Annotated in this window: 13 protein-coding genes and 1 pseudogene; all 14 read right to left on the bottom strand. The window is 42.3% G+C overall.

Annotated elements, in window-relative coordinates; all coding sequences use genetic code 11:
• Nucleotides 1-37 precede the first annotated feature (37 nt).
• The 14 genes and pseudogenes from G631_RS21330 to G631_RS0105460 all read right to left on the bottom strand — a co-directional run bounded on the left by G631_RS21330 (nucleotide 38) and on the right by G631_RS0105460 (nucleotide 20,970).
• Nucleotides 38-1,138, bottom strand: a complete 1,101-nt coding sequence (locus G631_RS21330) for a TOTE conflict system archaeo-eukaryotic primase domain-containing protein (protein ID WP_051196885.1) — start codon at nucleotides 1,136-1,138, stop codon at nucleotides 38-40.
• Nucleotides 1,139-1,185: 47 nt separating this feature from the next.
• Complete coding sequence (locus G631_RS21100; RefSeq protein ID WP_196803825.1) at nucleotides 1,186-1,641, bottom strand: GNAT family N-acetyltransferase; 456 nt, start codon at nucleotides 1,639-1,641, stop codon at nucleotides 1,186-1,188.
• 43 nt (nucleotides 1,642-1,684) lie between these two features.
• Nucleotides 1,685-3,277 carry an AAA family ATPase gene (locus G631_RS0105520; RefSeq protein ID WP_026488609.1) on the bottom strand — a complete coding sequence of 531 codons (1,593 nt, stop codon included), beginning with the start codon at nucleotides 3,275-3,277 and terminating at the stop codon, nucleotides 1,685-1,687.
• A 129-nt stretch (nucleotides 3,278-3,406) separates the two neighbouring features.
• Entirely contained in the window at nucleotides 3,407-7,168 is a 3,762-nt protein-coding gene (locus G631_RS18110; protein WP_051196883.1) for a DEAD/DEAH box helicase, read from the bottom strand.
• A 113-nt stretch (nucleotides 7,169-7,281) separates the two neighbouring features.
• Nucleotides 7,282-7,503 (bottom strand): annotated as a pseudogene (locus tag G631_RS18105) (AAA family ATPase); the annotation flags it as partial.
• Nucleotides 7,504-7,629: 126 nt separating this feature from the next.
• Entirely contained in the window at nucleotides 7,630-9,498 is a 1,869-nt protein-coding gene (locus G631_RS0105505) for a DUF6020 family protein (RefSeq protein ID WP_155833883.1), read from the bottom strand.
• 15 nt (nucleotides 9,499-9,513) lie between these two features.
• The gene (rbr, locus tag G631_RS0105500) at nucleotides 9,514-10,077 is read right to left on the bottom strand and encodes a rubrerythrin (protein WP_026488607.1); all 564 of its coding nucleotides are present in this window, start codon (nucleotides 10,075-10,077) and stop codon (nucleotides 9,514-9,516) included.
• Between the two features lie 269 nt (nucleotides 10,078-10,346).
• Nucleotides 10,347-11,894 carry a hypothetical protein gene (locus G631_RS0105495; RefSeq protein ID WP_155833882.1) on the bottom strand — a complete coding sequence of 516 codons (1,548 nt, stop codon included), beginning with the start codon at nucleotides 11,892-11,894 and terminating at the stop codon, nucleotides 10,347-10,349.
• A 236-nt stretch (nucleotides 11,895-12,130) separates the two neighbouring features.
• Nucleotides 12,131-13,258, bottom strand: a complete 1,128-nt coding sequence (locus tag G631_RS0105490; protein WP_035789402.1) for a glycosyltransferase family 4 protein — start codon at nucleotides 13,256-13,258, stop codon at nucleotides 12,131-12,133.
• Between the two features lie 293 nt (nucleotides 13,259-13,551).
• Nucleotides 13,552-13,710 carry a rubredoxin gene (gene rd / locus G631_RS0105485; RefSeq protein WP_026488604.1) on the bottom strand — a complete coding sequence of 53 codons (159 nt, stop codon included), beginning with the start codon at nucleotides 13,708-13,710 and terminating at the stop codon, nucleotides 13,552-13,554.
• Nucleotides 13,711-13,881: 171 nt separating this feature from the next.
• Nucleotides 13,882-14,799 (bottom strand): HAD family hydrolase, encoded by a 918-nt coding sequence (locus tag G631_RS18100; protein ID WP_051196880.1) that lies wholly within the window; start codon nucleotides 14,797-14,799, stop codon nucleotides 13,882-13,884.
• Nucleotides 14,800-16,489: 1,690 nt separating this feature from the next.
• On the bottom strand, nucleotides 16,490-17,683 hold the full coding sequence (locus G631_RS0105470; RefSeq protein ID WP_026488603.1) for a polysaccharide biosynthesis C-terminal domain-containing protein: 1,194 nt from the start codon (nucleotides 17,681-17,683) through the stop codon (nucleotides 16,490-16,492).
• Nucleotides 17,684-17,788: 105 nt separating this feature from the next.
• A complete protein-coding gene (locus G631_RS0105465) occupies nucleotides 17,789-19,327 on the bottom strand; it encodes a glycosyltransferase family 4 protein (protein WP_026488602.1) in 1,539 nt (512 codons plus the stop codon).
• Nucleotides 19,328-19,929: 602 nt separating this feature from the next.
• A complete protein-coding gene (locus tag G631_RS0105460) occupies nucleotides 19,930-20,970 on the bottom strand; it encodes a polysaccharide biosynthesis protein (protein WP_026488601.1) in 1,041 nt (346 codons plus the stop codon).
• Nucleotides 20,971-20,984 lie beyond the last annotated feature (14 nt).

Below are 20,984 nucleotides of genomic sequence, written 5' to 3'. Positions count from 1 at the left end.
GCCTTTAAAAGTGACATCTACATGTGTTCCTTCACGCCTATTGTCTTTTAGAGAAAAAGATATGTCTTTTTTCCCATGGCTTTAGTTTTGTATCATCATTTTCGTCACTGTCAAATTCATCGCATAATGCACCTAATATACCCTCTTTACACCATTCTTTAATCTTATCTTCTATGAAAGTTTCAGATATTCTCTTGACGCTTTTCAGACATTCTAACTGGTCATGATAAGCATTCCAGTTCTTATCAATAAATGCACTGTTGCCTGATTTCAACGCAAGTCCTTGCAACGGAAGGGCTATGAGGTTGCCTAATCCAGGCTTACCTGTTTTTGAATTAATGGGAATATGGTCTTGAGCAGGAAGCATCCTGTCATAATAACTAAAGGTCTTCATATTGACAGATTCTGCTCCTTTGGTAAGCAGAGCAGAGCCAAATCTTCTTGCAGTAATTGCAAGGATTGGTTTTTCAAAGAACATCCAGACGTGAGCACCATTACCAGATCTTGAGCGCTCTACAAGAACGGGAATATCATTATCTTCACATATCTGTCTGAATGCATTCACTTCTTGCATCCAGACAGCATCAGGATTAGCACCGTCATCACCGCATATACCTTCATCATGGCAGTCAAAATCAAATACCAGAAAATTAATTGTTTCATCTGGCAATAACGGGAAGATACCAAGTACATCCGAGGCATCCGCTTTATTTCCCATCATATGTTCATAAACGATTTCATCATTTAATTCTTTATAATTCTGATTCCTGCACCCTCCGCAGGTTACCTTTGCACCATTCCTTTTGGGGCACAATCCATCCTTCCAGAAATTCCAGCACTGAGTATAATAGTCATGTTTTCCCGTTTTCTTATTGGGCTTTCCAGATCGGAGGCTGTAAACATCATTTCGTCCATTAAAGAGATTACGAAAAAACTTGATGCGTTGCTTTGTTATTTCTAAAGGCTTTATCCTAGCTCCTTGATCTGAATCAAATAAGATATTCTTGTCTGGAGAAAGGTCTTCTATGTCTTTTGCTTCACGCCTATAGGCTATGCCTGCCGCATCAAGCAGGCCATGCAAGTACTCGATTTCATTCTCAAGAGTTGCGATTCTGGATAGATACTGGGATTCATTCATGCTAATAATTCCGATCTGAGTTATTTTTTATGATACGACGCCTAAAGTCACTCTTCCATCACTTTCCTTGCATATGAGCAAGTGGCCGTAACATTTACACAGTCCCGCTCTGCCTGCTCCAGTACCTTATACACAAGGCGCTTTGCTATACCCTTTCCCTGGTGGTCTGGTGAAACCGCGGTGTGGTATATGTTATATCCGCTTTCTGCAACCTGATAGTCGCACTCACCTATCTCTTTTCCCTTGTAAGTCGCTACACTGCGGAAGTTCTCTGGGTCGATTGAGACATCTATATCATGCCTGTACAGACATGTCAGAGCCCCGGATGGACATTGAATGATTGCCTGCCATATCTCTTTTGTCTCCGCCCTGTCAAGCTTGATCCAGGGCTTCTGTCCTGGGCAGAAGGTCTTGGGACTTCCGTTTACGCAGCGTTTTGCATGAAAGCACTTGTCGGAATTCCAAAATACTACTATGTCCACATTCTCGTATGTTCTGTGCATTAGGTGTCCTCCGATTTATCTAATGCCATTTCAAAAAATAGTACTAAATCACCGCCTCAAAGAGTACCTTATTTCCCACAGTAATTCGATTGACTCCTGTTTTCTTTTTCTTATTAAAATTGAAACTCAGCATATACCCTGTATTTAGACCGAAGTAATCCAAGTAATCACACAGCTGCTCTTCACCGCGCTTATTGTAGCTATCTCCGTGCCATATCTTCATTTCTATAATATATCTGACTCCCAGATAGTCTATGATCACATCAGTTCTGGTCTGATTTCTTGTCTGTGCCTCTATGTAGTAATTACCTGTCCCATTTATAATCGGTTTTAAATACAATAGGAACAATTCACGTCCATCTTTTTCCAAAAACTTGTCCACCAATGGGCCACAAATTTCGGTATAAGATGAAATAAAATGCTCCAGAATAAGTTTCATGTTAAGCTTGCCATCTGTAATAAAGATATTCTTAGCTAATCCGCTTTCCTTAACAAAAACATTATTATTCATGATTTCATCAGACAGGAAAAGATTATACAAAAATGTCTCATATATCCTATTAGCGATTACAACAAGGCCATTTCTGTTCTCAATAAATCCATACATCAGCATCTGAGCTAGCTCTTCCTGGTAATTGTTAAATGGAATGCTAACTCCTTCTATCAAAATACTCTTTAAAACTGCTCTTAGATTTGGATAGTTAGTAAGTTTTCCAATAAGGGATTCAAATAAAGTATTGTTGTCATTAACAATTATTTTAACAGCCTCATCTATTCCATTTCTTGTCCAGGCCTCAGATTGATTCTGAAATTTGGAAGGGACAAGCTTTTCATCGATTATTTGACACATTCTGCTCACCAGATAAGGATATCCATTGGTGTAGTCACTTATCTCTTTTGCCAAATACTTGGTATCAATCGTAATGCAATGGTCTGCCGCATATTCGTCCAGCATCTTTGCAATTCCTGCAGTATCAAGGCGCATAGATATATCGAAGTCAGCCGCTATATTCCAGGGACTATTCACTTTGTGCTGCCCTTCATCTCTAATTTTGCTCTTTATATGCTTAACGTCAGTTACACCAGCTAATATAACAGATTTAAAAGTCGGTATATTCAGTGAATCTCTGCGTATAAAACCTTCTCTAAGCTGCGCCAAAAAATCCAAAAAAACCTGATTATTAGTTGCACTATCCACTTCATCAATGATAAGAACTATTTCTCTATCTGATAGCTGGCACCATTTGGTAAAAAGATCAAACAGTTCTCCCATTTTAGCTTTATTATCATTTCTGCCAACGAAATCCTCAAAATAGCTTCTTATATTATCAGGCACATTTAATCCATTAGCGGCATGCATCAGTAACAGTCTCGATACTTCCTGTACAAAACTCTGCTCAGTTCTATATCCGGCCGCACTTATCCCTTGAAAGTCCAGGCTTATCACCAGATATACATCAGAAAGATTTCTGTTTAATGCAGTAAGTGTAGTTGTCTTACCGTATTGCCTTGCTCTGTTTATGGTAAAATACTTCTCATCTTCTACCATTTTTCTAATTGCAGCAATTCTATCAGAAATATCTACCATGTAATGTTTTTCAGGAATGCATACTCCAGTCGTATTAAATGTTTTCATATTGCAAAGTCCTTCATAATCTCATTAGTTATATCAAATGTGATTTTTCTCCTACAACCCTCATTTTATCATTATTTATCAGGGTGATAAAGCATGCAAAAATCAGCAGTTGTCATTGAGGATGCTTTCTCACCCCAATAGTTCCATTAATTGTTCCTTGCTCATGTTCATCAGTGACTTGCTCTCGCCGCTGAGGATGGCATCTGCCAGGTCTTTCTTGGCATTTTGCATGTCAATTATCTTTTCCTCGATTGTATCCTTGACGATCAGCTTGAAAACAGAGACTTTCCTGGTCTGTCCGATTCTGTGAGCCCTGTCTGTAGCCTGATTCTGGGCGGCAAGGTTCCACCAGGGATCATAGTGAATGACAACGTCCGCTCCCACAAGGTTTAGACCTGTACCACCAGCCTTTAGGGAGATGAGGAAAAGAGGAACCTCATTTTCGTTAAAGGCATGAACGAGCCTGATTCTGTCCTCCTTGGAAGTTTCACCAGTAATCTTGTAAAACTCAATTCCTAGCTTCTGCAGGTCTTTTTCCAGAAGTTCGAACATAGAGGTGAACTGAGAAAAGAGAAGTATCTTGTGCCCACCATCTATGGCACTCTGGATTAGTTCGATGCAGGAAGCTCTTTTGGCAGATTCACCTTTGTAGCCTGCGGTAATAAGTTCAGGATCGCAGCAGATTTGCCTGATCCTGGTCAGTTCTGCCAGAATCTTAATTCTGTCCTTGCCAGACTTATAATCCTCGCTCTCCAGCATTTTCTTCATGTGGGTAACCTGAGCATCGTAGAGTTTTCGCTGAGCTGGCTCAAATCTGGAGAAGCGGACTTCCTCCATCTTATCAGGAAGATCCTTTAGAACATTTTCTTTTAACCTACGCAAGATAAATGGGCCAACCATGCTCCTTAGCTGCTTGGTTATGGCTTCATCCTTGTACTTGGTGATTGCGTTCTCAAAGTCGCTTCTGAATCTGTCATAAGTATAAAGAAATCCTGGCATCAGATAATCAAAGATGCTCCAGAGCTCGCTTAACCTGTTTTCAATAGGAGTTCCGGTCAGGGCAAATCTGGTTTTGCTGTTTATGATCTTTACTGACTTGCTGACAGCAGCGGAGGCGTTTTTAATGAACTGCGCCTCATCAATAATCTCGTAATCAAACTCCAGGCTCTCGTAGAAGCCGATATCTCTTTTTAAAAGATCATAAGACGTGACCATAACTTCCGGTCTCGTCTTCGAAGACAATATCTTTTTTCTCTCTGTCTGCGTACCAGCAACAGTTTTGACCTTTATAGATGGTGCAAACTTTTTAAACTCTTCCTCCCAGTTGTAGACAAGGGATGCAGGGCAGACTATTAGGGCTGTAAGCTTTTTCTTTTGCTCTCTGGCCTCCTGAATCCTGCTCAGCAAGAATGTAATGACTTGAAGTGTCTTACCAAGCCCCATATCATCAGCCAGGATTCCTCCAAATCCAAGTTCTGACAAGGTTGAAAGCCACTTAAAACCGTATTCCTGGTAACCTCTAAGGACTCCGGAAAGGCTGTCTGGAACCTCAATCTCGCTCTCTTTTACCGAGTTAAAATTTCTCACAAGATTTTTGAAGTTCTTGTCCCTCTCAGCCGCAATATCATCGTGCTCCTCAAGCAATTTGTTGATATAAATTGCTCTGTATAATGGCAAATGGAGCTTTCCCTTGGTGAACTCCTTGGCTGAAACGCCCATGGCTTCCATGGTTACCAGGAGTTCCTCTATAGTGTCATCTTTTTCAAGCTGGATAAACTCGCCATTTCTTAGTCTAAAGAACTTTTTCTTTTGCCTATAGCTCTCCAGGAGGTCAAGTAACTCATCTTGAGTCATGTCGTCGGTTGTGACATCCAGGTTTAGTATTCCGCTCTCCACTGACACTCCCAGTTTGACATGTGGCGCTTTTCTGATCTTGAGCCGCTCAAAGTCCTTGGTGGCCTTGATCTCACCGATTGCCATCATTTCTTTTAACCCGGAGCTTAATATGTCAAATATGGCGTCGCCGGTCTTTTCTGCGTAGAATGTGTCCTCTGCTGTGCCTGTCTCCGGAAGAAATTTTATGAGTGTTGCTACAGCCTCCTGTTCAAAAGAGCTGTCTCTCCCCGCAGGAAGTGGATAATCCTCCTCAGTCAGCTGATGAAGGAAATGTTCTTCGTCCGCATATTTGGCGGAAACTCTGCCCTTTATGTTGTCTTCATCCGCATCAAGGTAGAAGATTATCTCACACTCAGGCGGAATGATATTTTTGATATCATCATAGTCTTCATCTATAGTGATCTCCGGAGCTTCTATCATCTGTGGAAGCATGCGGTAGTAAAACTCCGAAATGTTATTTTTTCCTATTCTGAACTGAACAAAGTTATCCCTTGCATTCTGGATGAGCATGCTTGCAATTGGTGATAAGTCCGCAATTCTTGAGAAAGTTCCCTTCTCTTTATCTATGATGTAATTGTAATCTTTCCCCTTGTAAATATCAGGAAGATGGGCGATTATGTTTAGGCCTGAGGGGGTGCCTGCTGCCTTGGAGTTCTTAGCTTTGCCTGAAGCCTTAGCTGGCCTTGTCAGCATAGTTTTGCTATTATCTCCGTCGAACAGATAATTGTTTCGGAGCGTATCGTCTACAAAACTTTGAATTGATATATCGATGTTTAGTTTTCCATCAGCTAGCTTGATTCTCTTAAGCTCCGATGCCCCATAGCTACGAGCATACTCATCAAAATCAATAGTCCTCCCATAGGCCATCTCATAAAACTTATCAAGAATTTCTGCAGATAGTTCAAGCTTGTCCTTGATAGTTGTTCCCTCTCCGGAATAATAGCCCCGAATCTCTCCTATCTTCTGCGCAATAAGCTCTGCATTAGCCCTGGCCTTATCCATAAGCTCATAGTAACCTTCTGACTCTTCATCAAAATCTTCATCCATGAAGGAAATCATATTATTCTTTCCAAGCTTATACCCCTCTGCATTTTCTCTTTTCTCCATCAGCTCAGAGATGTTCCTTAAGGCATACAGCTTATCTTTTCCTATCTTGAAAGACAGATTAAGCTTGCCAAAATTAGTCCTATCTCCCAGCGTGAGCTTTGGTTCAAGTCTTACGACTTTCTCTTTTTCCGTGGTCGTATCTATCTTCTGAAGGCTCGATAGCTTTCTGTAGTTCTTGAGCATCTGGCTACCAAGGTAATCGGTATCATCTCCGGGATTGTACTTGGCAATATACTCATCTGCCAGGAGCAAAAGAGCTACCACATGAGAGCAGAGCTGGTTGTAATTGTAGTCATAGTAGCTATATCTGTAGCTGCTGTCATGAAGAGCATAGCAGTCTTTAGACAAGAGCCTGTCCTTGGTCAAAAACACGCTAACCGAAACTGGATATTCGCGGTTTCCCTGAAGCTTTCCTCCAAAAGATATAACCAGTTCCTGGCCTCTTCCTGTTGTGGCATATCCTAATGAGTGTCGCTCAATAGTCAGATCTCCACTTTCTACAATTTCCATTGCTTCATGGATTGTTTTCTCGCCAACCTCATGTTTTCTCAAAATCGGTCCTATGCTGAAGTAGTTCTTCTCAGGGTCCGTCTTTAGCGAGTATGACAGATTCTCTGTCTCTCCGGCATGCTGTTCCTCTTGCCACTTAAACATCACCGCCGCTGCATGTTTGCACAACATTCCATCCCCTGCATAGGGACAATCACAATTAATCCTAATGCGTCCTTTCTTAAGTCCCTGAATACGCACGTTGTAGACATGAGTCCCCAATACCCTGGCTATGCAGCTATCCTCCGTGCTAATGTATCCCTTGACCTTTCCGCTCTTGTAGTAATCGCGCCCTCTATCAAGAATCCTCTGGCTAAAATATCTTGTCCAATTATCCATGTAGTTCCCCAACTTTTGATTTTGTATCTATTTGTAGCAATTCAGGATACAAAAATAGCAATATATTGCTATTTTTGTATGTTGATATAGCATTATATTGCTATTTTTTATTTCCTAAACTCATCCTTAGAATCAACGGATCTGTCATAGTAAGCACATAGCATCGCAGCTGTCATTGACTTACCAAATCTTCTTGGTCTGGATACGCAAATATATTTTTGCTGAGTTCCTAGCACTGAATTGGTATATTTGATCAATTCAGTTTTATCGACATAAATATCCGACGATATTGCTTCTATAAATCTATCTTTTCCTGGATTTACATATATTCCCATTATAATTGCTCCCCGAATATATCTCTGATTATCCTGATTCTATATTACATTTTAGACCTATGTTTTTCAATGCTCGCGCTAGTTAAAGCCTGTAATGCCTTTCCTGCTATTCCTCAGTTCTTGGTATTACTCAAACACTTTCTTCCTGCCACCATATACCACCCACAGGGGCATTGTAACCACCATAGCATAGCCGTATCTGAAATCCACTACAGGAGCGGCTATGAGAAGTGTCAGTGCCAGGAGCAGCAGCAAAATCTTGCACAGAACCGGCTCCTTGCGTCTGATGCTGATGACAGTAGAAATAACAAGCAGCCAGAAAAAGGCGCCGATACTAAAGAGCATTCCATAAAGAGGCACAAAATCCCCCATTTTAAGGGCAATTTCCTTGTACTTCACAACTGCCTTGCCGCCAATCTTGGGATACCAGTAGAGGCCGTAGGCGTTATCCATTATGCCGTCCATATCTGCGACCTTGGTCTGGACGCCAGGATAGATGTAGCCGCCCTCAAGATCATACCAGGCCTTCAAGGCCAGCGCTGGGTTAGACTTTACTTCCTTCATCCACAGTTTCAGATACTTGCTCTTGTTGTTCTGAATTTCTTCAGGATGGCCGGCTCTGATCAGCTCTTTTATGTTATCTGCAAAGTCCGCAGCGTAGAGGTCTCTTATGTAGGTGGTATCAATTGCAGTCTGTATCAGGGCCAGATCCTCTTCATCCAGAACTGCGTCTTCAACCAGCATTCTTGCCAGCTGCTGGGCTGGCACAGACAAAGACTCCACAAGATCAGGGCTATTCACCTGATAAAGTGTAAACACGGGGCCTTTTATAACGACCACAGATATGATGACTGCTGCCACTGAAATCAAGGCCCTTACAATGTCCTTCCTGAATGCAAACAGAAGAAATGGAGTCCAAAGAATAAAGGCAATCCAGGCATTTGAGCGAAGAAGCGCAAAGAGGATGCCTAAGAGCACTAGAATAAGCCATTGATATGCTGTCGGATTATGTGTATCCGTGCCAGCATATTTGTCTGTCGTCTGTTTATCTATTATCTGTCCATCAATCGCTTGTTTGCCTTCTGCTTGCAGGTTTCCCCTCATATCACAAACAAGGCAGAACAGCAGCATCACAACCCCTGCAAAAATGATATCCTTCCAGATAGTCACTGCAAACACTGCATTAAATGGCACAATTCCATAGAACAAAAGCGCCCGGATCTGCTTTCTTTTTCCGCCAAGGTGCATGATGAGATTGCCGCAGCACAGCGCCATAAAGATCATCTGAAACAGCGTATAGCAGGCAATTCCAATTTCTGGATCACCGCTCAGGCCATATCCTATCTGGTAAAAGAGCTTTATCAGCAGGGTATGTACCACAGGATGGTGGTTCGAATAAGGCTCTACTCCTATAATCTGCTCATACTGAACCAGAGAATCTGCCGTCATGATGCCCGGAAATTCGTATAGAAAATACGGCATCCAGCACAAAAGGCACACAAGGGACATGACTAAAAAGGCCTTGATACCCTTGTAGGGAGGCAGGTCCTCTTTTACCGTAAAAATATTGTTGAAATTTGCAAATATGACAGCTCTGTCCTTAGAAAGCAGTGCGCAAAAGATATTACTAATTGCGTTTACCAGGCACGCAAAACCGATAAATGAAATCCCAAGGCTAAGGTACCTGAACAGGGCACTGTTAAAGCCACCTGTAACCCTGTCGTAGGAATATATAGTCATGGCAAGCGCTGTCGCAAGCGAAATTGCGGTGCTGACTAAACCTGTGCGAAGAGATATTTCTTTTTCCACGCTGCTACAGTTATTATTGTGACTATCCTGGCTGCCGGCATTTCCCAGGGCCGATGCCCAATAGACAAGAACTAAGAAGACTACTGTCAGAGGATTTCTAACACTAATCCCAAGAATTATCCGAAGCGCCCAGGCGCCAAAAAGGCCCTGGGCAGCATTTATGATTTTTCGTAGATCTAAATTCAAAACTTTCATTTCACCTTAATAATTCTCAGCTTTTAACTGGAAGTAAGCCTGTGGATGATTGCAAACAGGGCAAACTTCAGGTGCCTGCTTGCCTACAACGATGTGGCCGCAGTTGCTGCACTGCCATACGCAGTCGCCGTCGCGGGAAAATACCAGCTTATCCTCAACGTTCTTAAGAAGCTTTCTATAGCGCTCCTCATGCTCTTTTTCAATAGCTGCAACCCCCTCGAAGAGCTCAGCTATCTCATCAAAGCCTTCTTCTCTCGCCTTCTTGGCAAAAGACGGATACATTTCCTGCCACTCATAGGCCTCGCCATCTGCTGCCGCCTTGAGGCAATCTACTGTTGTTCCGATTCCTGTAAGAATCTTGTACCAGATCTCAGCATGCTCTTTTTCATTGGCTGCTGTCTCAGCAAAGATGTTTGAAATCTGCACGTAGCCTTCCTTCTTGGCCTTTGAAGCAAAGAATGTGTATTTATTCCTAGCCTCTGACTCACCTGCAAAGGCTGCAAGAAGATTTTTCTCTGTCTCTGTCCCCTTAAGGTCTGCTGCTCTGTTTCTCCATTTGTTGTCTGCCATATGAAATCCTCCTAATTTAATAAAATTGTAGCAAGCAGCTTAATTTGCTGCCGCTATTGTCATTACTATCTCTATTGTTATTGCTATTCCTATTTCGATTGCTGTTGCTATTGTTATTGCTATTTCTATTCCTATTGTTATTGCTATCTTCAGCTTAGAGCGTTACAAGTACTTTTGCAAGATGAATCGCCTAACATTTTTTAAATCATTTCCTAACGAAATATTCAACGCAGTGCACGCTTCTGTCCAAGCAGCAATTGCCCCACTTCTCACTCCCCGTAAAGCTCCATCCACTCGCTTCTAGGGATTGCCCAGATCTTGGTCTTGCCGTAGAACTTGGCAGTCATGTAATTGTCGATATTGTCAGGATCCTCCACAACTGGCATGTGCATAAGTGGCCCCTGCTCGTTGTTGATCCCAGGAAGGCAAACCTCTGGTTCATCCCCCTCAAGAAGCCTTCTCTGCAGCGCAATCTGCTCTTTATAGTCATCAGCCTGCCCTGACAGGTAATACTCCATGCAGACATAGTCTGTATACTGCTTAACTCCATGCCTTGAAAGGAATGCAATCACCAGCGCCAGCACAACAAAGCCGCAATTAAGCACAATCTTTGCCCCTCTGGTCTCAGCCCCCTTTACAAGCAGCCCCTTGCAAAAGAAAAGCCAGCCCAGCACGTATATCTCAGCTGCCACAAGACATGTGAAAAATGTCAGGAAGTTAAAGTCATAATATCCAAAAGAAACAACGCCGCCACTATAGGCTCTTGGCGCATAAACACTGGCGTTCACGCAGAACATGACCAGCATGAACAAGAGTGGATGTGAAAAGACTTTGGCAAAAAAGCTTACTTTCTCCGCATTTTCTTTTCCCACCGTTCTAAAGGCAGCTAGAGTCAGCACCAGTACGGCCATAAGTGCGATCAGAATAAAGCCTCTTTCCAGGACAAAAGAGCCGGCTCCCTCAGACGCCGATAACCTAAAGGATTCAATGATTGTGGCAATAGGTCCTCCTGCTGGAGTTGCGCCATTTTTAAGGTCGGAAGCCGCTCTGTTAGCGTTTCCTGGTGCAATAACACTGATAACAAGGCCAACCATCAAGGCTGCGAAAGGAATCAGTAGCAGAAAGTCTTTTTTATCTCTTTTACCACCCAGCACGAACTCCGCCAGCCATATGAGAAATACCGCAATTGGCAGAAGCAGGGCCGCAGGGTAAGTGGCGCCGCCCATGAGCGCGCTGACCACAAACAGTCCCACCAGGTCTCTGATCCTGTGTGTCAAAAGAAATCTATCTCCCAGAACGATTCCGATAAGTGCCATAAACAGCGGCATTATGTAATGCACGCAGCCAACCCACCAGAAAATGCCGTTCTTGGGCGAGGGCATCAACTGAAATTCGAAGATTAGGAATAAAAGTCCCACCTGAAGCCAGTATAAGCCTTCAATCTGCCATCTCACCTTGAGGAAATGGTGAGCAAATGTGAGAAAGCCGATAATATGCAGTGTCAGGAAAATATAAGGCACGATAACGTAGGCGCTGTCTGAGAAAACCTCAGGATGCAGGCAGAATACAAAGCAGTCAAACCATGTGCCCTGCCATGAATACCAGGTGCTGACTGACGTCTGCCAGGCAGCCTTTATCGCAGCCAGTACTGAACCCGTCTGCAGAAAGATCAGGTGAGAACTAGCCCCAAAGTTGTAGTCATCGCCTGCTGCCGCGTCATAACCTGAAATTATAAAAACCGGAATTAGCGACAGCACGAGAATTATCCCCAAAATCCAGCATGTTAATTTGTCGTGTTTGCGTACAAAGTTTACCATGTATTAGTCCTTTTCTTTTCTTTCATCACATCTAGAACAAAGAGTCGCCCGAGCGGTATTGCAAAGCAACAAACTTCAGCTATGCACTGTCTACATTGCATATGCCTGCACTTTCAAGCGCAATATTGTAACACGTCCATAACAAAAATTGTTACCTCATTATTTAACATAATAGAGATAACAATTTGTTTTCATCATAATCCAAAATCGCAATTTCACCAGATAAATTGCGGGTTTCACCTTTTCTCCGGGTCACATTTCTCCCCGTAGTAGAGTTTAAGCGTCTTCCTGGCAACATCGTCCCAGTTGTACTTGCCGCAGACATAGCTAGAAGCCTCTTTCCTATAGGCCTCGACGGTCTCAGGATTAGCCAAAAGAGCCTGCATCTGGGATTTCAGATCCTGAACATTGCCCTTCTTGAAAGTGACAGCCTTGTCCTCAATAACGCCCACGCACTCTGGGATATCAGACACTAGGCAGCACTGGCCATAGCTCATGGCCTCTAAAAGAGTAAGCGGCATACCCTCAAGATCTGAAGGCAGCACGTATATGTAACAATTGCTAAGTAGCTCTGAAAGAACTCTTCCCTGAACAAATCCGGTAAAGATAATACGGTCATCGGAAGCCGCCATATCTTTTACCTTCTCTTCGAATTCCTTGGTGTCTGAACTTCCGCCGGCAATCACCAGTTTCTTGCTGGTGTGCAGGTCCTTGTAAGCATTTATCAGGTACTCAAGGCCCTTCTCAGGTACAAGACGTCCCAGAAAAAGAATATACTCGTCTTTCCTAAGCCCGTATTTCTCGCCGATTCTGTCGGGCTCAAGTCTGACTGGCTTGTTGACACCGTTAGGAATAAGCACGGTCTCACGGCCGTAGGTTTCCTTGAAGTACTGCTGAGCGCTCTCGCTTAGAACGATGATCTCATCAGCCTTCTTGACTGCGCATCTCTCGCCCTTCATGATGTAACGGCTGGCGAAATAGCCCCACTTCTGCCTCTTGTGATCCAGGCCGTGGATAGTTGCGATACATCTTTTCCCGAATAATTTGGGAATCCACATGACTGCGCAAGGCCCTTCTGCATGGAAATGCACCACATCATACCTTCCAAAGGCCGCTATAAGCGCACCAAAGAAAGATGCTGTTGCCGCAGCAAAGCCTCTTCTATTTATGGTTGGAACATTAAGAAGTCTCACGCCCTTGTAAGACTTGCCCACGTAGGCGTCGTACTCTTCCCCAGCTACGTGATGCCCCCTTCTGTTAAGGCAGGTCACATGGTGTCCCATCTGAGCAAGCCTTACAGAAAGCTCCTCAACAACAACCTCGACACCGCCTTCCCTCGAAGGAACCCTCTTATGTCCTATCATTGCTATATTTAATGTCTTTTTATTCACTTAAGTCTAGCTCCATATAGACAAGAATTTACAACACTTTGACAACATATTATACCATGCCAGCAAGCCTAGTGGAATATGTAAATGATTTGTGGCTCTTATCGCGCGACTGCGCATCCATAAATGAAAGATGTTGGCTATGCATCACTGGACCTCAGAAGAATGATGCAAAAAAGTAATAAAAGAGAAAGCCACTACGACTTTCTCTTTCTATAAATATCAATATAAAAATATACCATCATCGCAGGTTCTTCTAGCACTCTCCATCAGGCCTGAACTGAGAAATCCTCTTTTCCTACTCCGCACAAAGGACAAACAAAATCTGCTGGAAGATCGTCCCACTTTGTTCCTGGCGCAATCCCATTATCAGGATCACCGGCTGCCTCATCATAAATGTAACCACAAGTATTGCATACATACTTCATAAGATTGTTCCTCCTTTTGTTAAAAGATCTTACTATGCCAGTTCTCTTCCCACATGCATAAAACATGTTATATGAACCATACTTAAGTATCTGGGATTAAAACATGCTACATATAATTGGACTTGATAATATTATACAAAATACTTGTTCGTAATTACACTAAAATATTTATTATATTTTTGTCTCAGCGGCTTTTTTTGCCTCATGTTCCTTGGCAGCCTTGAGATACTCTCTCTTTTTATCAACATGGATCTGTTCAAGTTTCTCGTTGACCTGCGTTCTGTCAATTATATCTTTTACCAACTGATCAAGCTCGCTGCCTTCCGTGTAATCCGCAGGCGCAAAGTACTTGATGCGTTCCTCATACATCATCTTGAAGACCTTGTCCTTATCGTTGGTATCTGCGTTGTAGACTCCGATTGAATAACCGCCGTAGGCATTTACAAGTCTCATGCAAGGCACATCTGTGTCGCTATCGCCGATGTAGACCATGTTGCGGAAAGGAACTCTGACATCTTCCTTGGGAATATAGTCGTTGACCATAGGATCGTTGCAATCCAGCACACCCTTCTCAATCCTGAACAGGAACTGAGTCTTGTTTGTGTAGTTAACCACCTGTGCTGGCCAAACCGCCTCTCCTCTATCATTGTAAAAAAAGCTGCTGGCATAGATTCTTTCAAAGGCTCCGCTCTGAGCTACCTTGGTGCCCTCAATCATCTCTTTTAACCCAGAAGAAATGATGTAGTGCTCAACGATAACCCCTTTCTTAAGTCCATACTGACGAATCCTCTCAAACCAGGTATCCACGCCCTTAAAGAGCTGCACTTTTGCGCCATAGTCCATAAGAGCCTTGCGGTTCATGACAAATTTGCCTCTTGCCTCATCCACCATCTTGTACATGTAGGAAAGGTTCTGATCCATGTCATTGGCAAACGCCACCCTGTTGGAATCCTTCCAAAACTGGTTAACATCATAGCCCACAGACTGGATGTACCCCTGAGCCTGCATATCATCTGGTGAAAGAGTCTTATCAAAATCATAGCAAATTGCTATTACTGGTCTGTCTTCTTTTTGTTTTCTTGTGAACATACTTGTTCCTTTCTAAATAAATGCTTGTTACTTGTATTGATATCATTATTTGTATTTGCTGCTTGCCTACATTGATATCTTTATTTGCTGCTTGCTTGTATTGATATCTTTATTTGCTGCTTTGTTTGTATTGATATCTTTATTTGCTGCTTTGTTTGTGCATCTATGCTTGTATTATTACTTTGAATGCTTTATATCATTATATCTCAAATGTTACTAGGTAAACTAATGAATTTGTTGTGAACTCCTTCAGGAGGTTATGGCCACGCAGTCATGCAAAATGGGCACTTTTCTTTTTCTTGCATAATTTTCATGATCCACTGTCATGCAAGCTTTCTTATTTTGCTATTTTTGCATCATTCTCCTGACGTCTCTTGATGCATATTTGGCACTTTCCCTTTTCTTGCATTATTTCTCAGCCGGCTTGTCATGCACAACAGGCTCTTTCCCTCTTCTTGCATCATTCTCCTGACGTCCAGTGATGCATGCCCAGCTCTTTCTCTTTTCCTGCATGACTTTCTTGATCCACTGTCATGCAAACTTTCTTATTTTGCTATTTTTGCATCATTCTCCCGAGGTCCATTGATACATATCTGGCACTTTTCTTTTTCTTGCATGATTTTCTTGATCCACTATCATGCAAACTTTCTTATTTTGTTATTCTTGCATCATTCTCCCGAAGTCCAGTGATGCATATCTGGCACTTTTCTTTTTCTTGCATGACTTCACTCACCACAAGCAAGTTTTTAAGGGATTTTTAAGGTAACTACATTATATTATTCCTAGCCAGTATTTTGATCTAAATGCTACCCGCATAGTTTTGTTAGACAATAATCCAACATTATCTATAAAGATAGAAAAATAGTCCACAAATAATAACATCTCTAAATATTCAGTCGACTCTTTACATAATTTAAAACTTAATTGCACGCTATTTAGTTAATATCAATATGGCTATTATGCCGTTTTTACATAATTGTTTTTATGTAAATTCCAACTTAGAGTGCACTTCAAAAAAGCCTGTGTATACATGTATACAATCAAATCACACAGCACCCAAAGCCAGAAATCGCCCATATAATGCAATAATTCTGACCAATGGTCAGTATTTATCTTTCACCAGTAGGGGTCTTTGCCGAAATATTATTATCGCTATTTTATCTATAAATATTCTCTAATATGTGAACGCTTTTTCAAATATTCTTCATATAACGCTCACATATTGTTCTTATTTTAAACACACTTTCCCATTATAGTATTCCGTGCGCTCGTCACTGACGTATAGTCACAAAGTTGCTTCATAGCTGCGGTTCCACAAAGCTTAGCACAGAGCGGCTCAAAACTTCTATACTTCAGCCAAGGCATCACAATGCCACCTATCTTGGCACCAAGCTTTGGCTTTTGCGCCGCAAGGCGCTATCTACTTACATATAAAACGATATTTCAACAGAGTAGAAGACTTGTCTATCTTACTACTCATCTGCAAGCCGCTTGTCAGCCTAGCTGACGTATTTCGTATCAGCGGCTCTGCAATTTTTTAGAAAGGCCAGCGGCATTACTCCTCCGCTGGCCTTTCTAAATGTGGAAATCCACAAATCAATTTTATTCTCTTTTTTCCTTTAGTTATCCACAATCTAATTCTATTGCCAATCCAAAATACCGCTACAATCACCCTTTTTATTCAATAAAATCACTTGTTATCCACAATTTCCCTATAGGTTTCAGGTCTTTTCTCATCAAAAATCTCATTTGCCCACATTACAGTCACCAGGTTTTCTGTCTGAGACAAGTTCACGATATTGTGTGTATATCCAGGAAGCATCTGCACTGCCTGAAGTTTCTCACCTGACACCTCAAAATTGATGACAGGATATTCCTTGCCAGTTTCAGGATCTATGCCAAGCTTGCGCTCCTGAATGAGCGCCCTTCCGGAAACCACAATAAAAATCTCCCACTTAGAATTGTGCCAATGCTGCCCCTTTGTCACACCAGGCTTTGAAACGTTGATACTGATCTGGCCGCAACTCAAAGACTTTATAAGCTCAGAAAAATGTCCTCGGTCGTCCTGCGCCATCGGAATATCGTATTTCATCTTACTCTCGGGAAGGTATGACAGATAGGTTGAATATAGTTTTTTTGCAAAAGAACCATCTGGGATATCCGGCATTATGAGAGTCCGGGGCATGTCTTCGAATTTGTGCAAAAGCTCAACAATTTCGCCAAGAGTTGCCTTATGAGAAACCGGAACGCAGCAGTATCCGTCCGCATAATGCTCATGTCCTTCAAGCGCATCAAGCATTTCTTCAACAAGATCATCAATGTAAACCAGCTCCAGCTCTGTGCTAGGATCATTTACCTGAATTGGAAGATCGTTGGCAATATTGTTGCAAAATGTAGCAACCGCAGAGTTATAGTTGGGTCTGCACCACTTACCGAAAAGATTCGGGAAGCGATAAACCAGGACCTTGGCGCCTGTCTCTTTTGCATAGTCAAAAAAGAGTTCTTCCCCAGCCAGCTTGGATTTTCCATATTCAGAATTTGCAAAACGGCCGGTTAATGAGGCCTGGATTGAAGACGACAGCATAACAGGCGCTTTGTTGCCGCATTCTTTAAGCGTATCAAGAAGAGTACTGGAAAAACCAAAATTACCCTCCATGAATTCCTTGGGATCCTTTGGCCTGTTCACGCCCGCCAAATGGAACACGAAATCCGCTTCAAGACAGTAGTCTTTTAGCAGCATTGGATCAGTATCCACATCGTACTCAAAAATCCCCTCTATCTGGAGGTTTGGCCTCGTTCTATTTTTTCCATCCCGAATATTCTTGAGATTTTCCACCAGGTTTCGTCCCACGAATCCCTTGGCTCCAGTTATAAGGACTTTCATTTCTTGCTCCCTTGCAATACGTGATTGTATTTATTTCTTAATGTATTTTTATATAATTGCTTATTTCTTTATCGCTTGCCACATATCTATGACCAGAGAAAAAAACTACTTTATCATTTCCCCAAGCAGCCGCTCCAGCTCAGTAAAATGCTGCTCTTCCATGAAATTCTCGCGAAAATACCTGCGGGCATTATCACCATATCGTGAAATGTCAGAACAAGAATTCGCAAGATCAGCGCAAGTCTGGTCTTTACTTTGTATCTCTTTTGCAAACTTAGTGCCAGTCTGGTCTTCGCTTTGTATCTCTTTTGCAAACTTAGTGCCAGTCTGGCCTTCGCTTTGTATCTCTTTTACAAACTCCTGCAAAATCCGGCCATATGCCTCATAATCTCCAGCAGCAACGCATTTTCCACAATTTGCTTCTCTGATAACTTCCATAGCAGCGCCATTGGCCGCGGCCAGAATTGGCTTGCCTGCTGCCATGTAAGTCTGAAGCTTGCCAGGAAGCGTATCTCCGATATGTGTGCTTCCATCAAGTGTCAGAACACAGGCATCCGCCTTATTGTAAAAAGAAATAGCTTCTTTAAAAGGCTTTGGTCCATAAAAAGTCACAATATCGTCAAGCCCTAAATCTTCTGCCATTTTCTTTATGTTATCAAACTCTGATCCACCGCCCACCATGTGAAGAGTCACGTCGTTTCTGCCCTTGAACACAGTCATTGCCTTCATGAGGCAATCAAGATTCTGGGCTTTTCCTATATTTCCTATGAAAAGGAAGTCAACGTGAGCTATTTTTCCTGATGCTTCGCTATCCTGTACATTTCCAGCTCTTACTGATATTTCGCTATCTTGTACGTCTCGGGATCTAACAGGTGTTTCTTCATTCTGTGCGCTCCAAGCTTCATCAGGCTTATATTTCCGAGTATCAAGTTCCAATAGCCCCACATCCGCGTACTGCGGCAAGTAGCTCATCTTGCTGCGTGGAATTCCATTTTTTTCCTCCATATATTGGAAAAAAGGTTTTGAAGATACCGCAATGTGATCGCACTGCTTGTAAATACGCTTAGTCCAGGCATGTATCATCTTGTAGGGAAGCGTTCCCTCCTTGATACTCATGGCCTTTACGCACTCAGGCCATATGTCCATGCAATACAAAAATAGCGGTTTTTTGTATCTCTTTTTCAAAGCAATAGCAGGAACCGCCATGGTCACAGGTGAAACTTCCCATACATAGATTACGTCAAAGTCCGCATCACTAGCATTTCCCCATACCTCAGTGTGCTTCCAGTCCTGAGTCTTGGCCCGAAGCCATCCATCCGTCACAAATGAAAGATAACTAAGGCTCCTCCAGATAGGTCCATGGCGCCTTGCAATCGTTGGAACGCGGTACACATCTGCTCCCTTGTAATTCTGGTGCCTGTTCCTTCCATGCTTGTACTCTTCCGGGATTCTTGTAGTTGTGTAATCCGGAAGTCCCGTCAGCACTGTTACCTTATGACCTCTTTGTACAAGCTTTTCCACAATGTCATTGATTGCGTAAATATCAGGCCAAAAACACTCTGTAACCACCAGAATTCTGAGAGACTTACCCTCAGTAGATAAATTCTTATTTCTTTTTCCTGACTCTTCCACGCAATCTTTCATCTATGTTCCTAAGCGGTGTCCTTGTTTTTTACTTTATATGTTTATCTCTAAATCTAAAGTAAGATTTCTGTATATCTGAATCTCTAGTTCTATATCTATGGATTACTAGATATCTATGTCTCTAGTTCTATATTCCTATAAATCTCAAGATTTCTAGATATCTAGCTCTATATTTCTCTGGAGTTCTATATTTCCAGTTTTCTAATTATTTATCTTTGTTCCTATTTATACTAAAATGCTAGATTACAGCTTTGCATGTAATAGCTTTTTCATTGCTATCTTCATACTCTTATACGAAATATGCTTTCAAGTGTATTTGCATATAAGCCATTTCTTCCCGTTCTTTGCTGGCTATTACACTCAACTACGCGATATAGCTATTTTCATGTAATAGATTTGCTTAGTCCCTTGCGCTAGGTCTTATATGCAATCGTTAGTTTCCCTGATTTGCATATAACCATCACAAATTTTCTCTGAAAAAGTTCATATACGCAAACACCAGATTCCCACATTTGCGTATAACCCTCGCAAATTACCTCTGCAAATTTTCTTATACGAAACCACTAGATTTCCTGCATTGCATATAAAATCCGAAAAGCAAATCACTTACCAAGCTTCTTAAGTTCTTCCTGAACATAAGATGTAGTAAGGAGTTTCTTCACAGTGCCCTCAACATCAAGTCTTACAGTATTATGGCTTGTGTAAGCCTCGTCAGCAGCGGTGTGCACCTCGCCCTGAACATAGAACTTGTCATAGTTAAGGTCTCTGGCATCAGCAACAACGCGGTAATAATCGCCCATATCCTCAGCACGAAGTCTCTCTTCCTTGGTAAGAAGTGTCTCATAGAGCTTCTCGCCATGACGAGAGCCGATAATCTTAGTCTCAGTCTCGCCAAAGAGCTGCTGAACAGCCTTAGCAAGATCTCCAATAGTAGAAGCATCCGCCTTCTGGATGAAAAGATCTCCAGGATTTCCATGAGTGAATGCAAACATAACAAGGTCAACGGCCTCATCAAGGTTCATCATGAATCTTGTCATGTTAGGATCAGTAATTGTAATAGGATGACCATTCTTTATCTGTTCAATGAAAAGAGGAATAACAGAACCGCGAGAACACATAACATTTCCGTATCTTGTGCAGTTGAGTATTGTTCCACGCTCAGCAGCCATGCGGGCATTTGCATAAACAATGTGCTCCATCATAGCCTTTGAAATTCCCATTGAGTTGATAGGATAAGCTGCCTTATCAGTTGAAAGACAAATCACATGCTTAACTCCGTTCTCGATGGCCGCATGGATCAGGTTGTCTGTTCCTTCGATATTTGTGCGAACAGCTTCCATTGGGAAGAACTCACAGCTAGGAACTTCCTTGAGCGCTGCTGCATGGAAGATATAGTCAACACCTGGCATGCAGTCTCTAAGACTCTGGATGTTTCTCACATCTCCAATAAAGAACTTAACCTTGTTATAGTGCTCAGGATGGAAAGCCTGAAGCTCATGTCTCATATCATCCTGCTTTTTCTCATCTCTTGAAAAGATTCTGATCTCCTTGAGGTCACTATCAAGAAAGTGATCCAGTACGCAATGTCCGAAACTTCCTGTACCACCTGTTATCAGCAGTGTCTTGTCCTTAAATTCACTCATCTGTATTTCTCCTA

The sequence above is a fragment of the Butyrivibrio sp. XBB1001 genome, from assembly GCF_000424505.1.
Lineage (GTDB): Bacteria > Bacillota > Clostridia > Lachnospirales > Lachnospiraceae > Butyrivibrio.
Note: the sequence above shows the minus strand (reverse complement) of the source record. Positions and strands in the feature narration are given on the sequence as shown.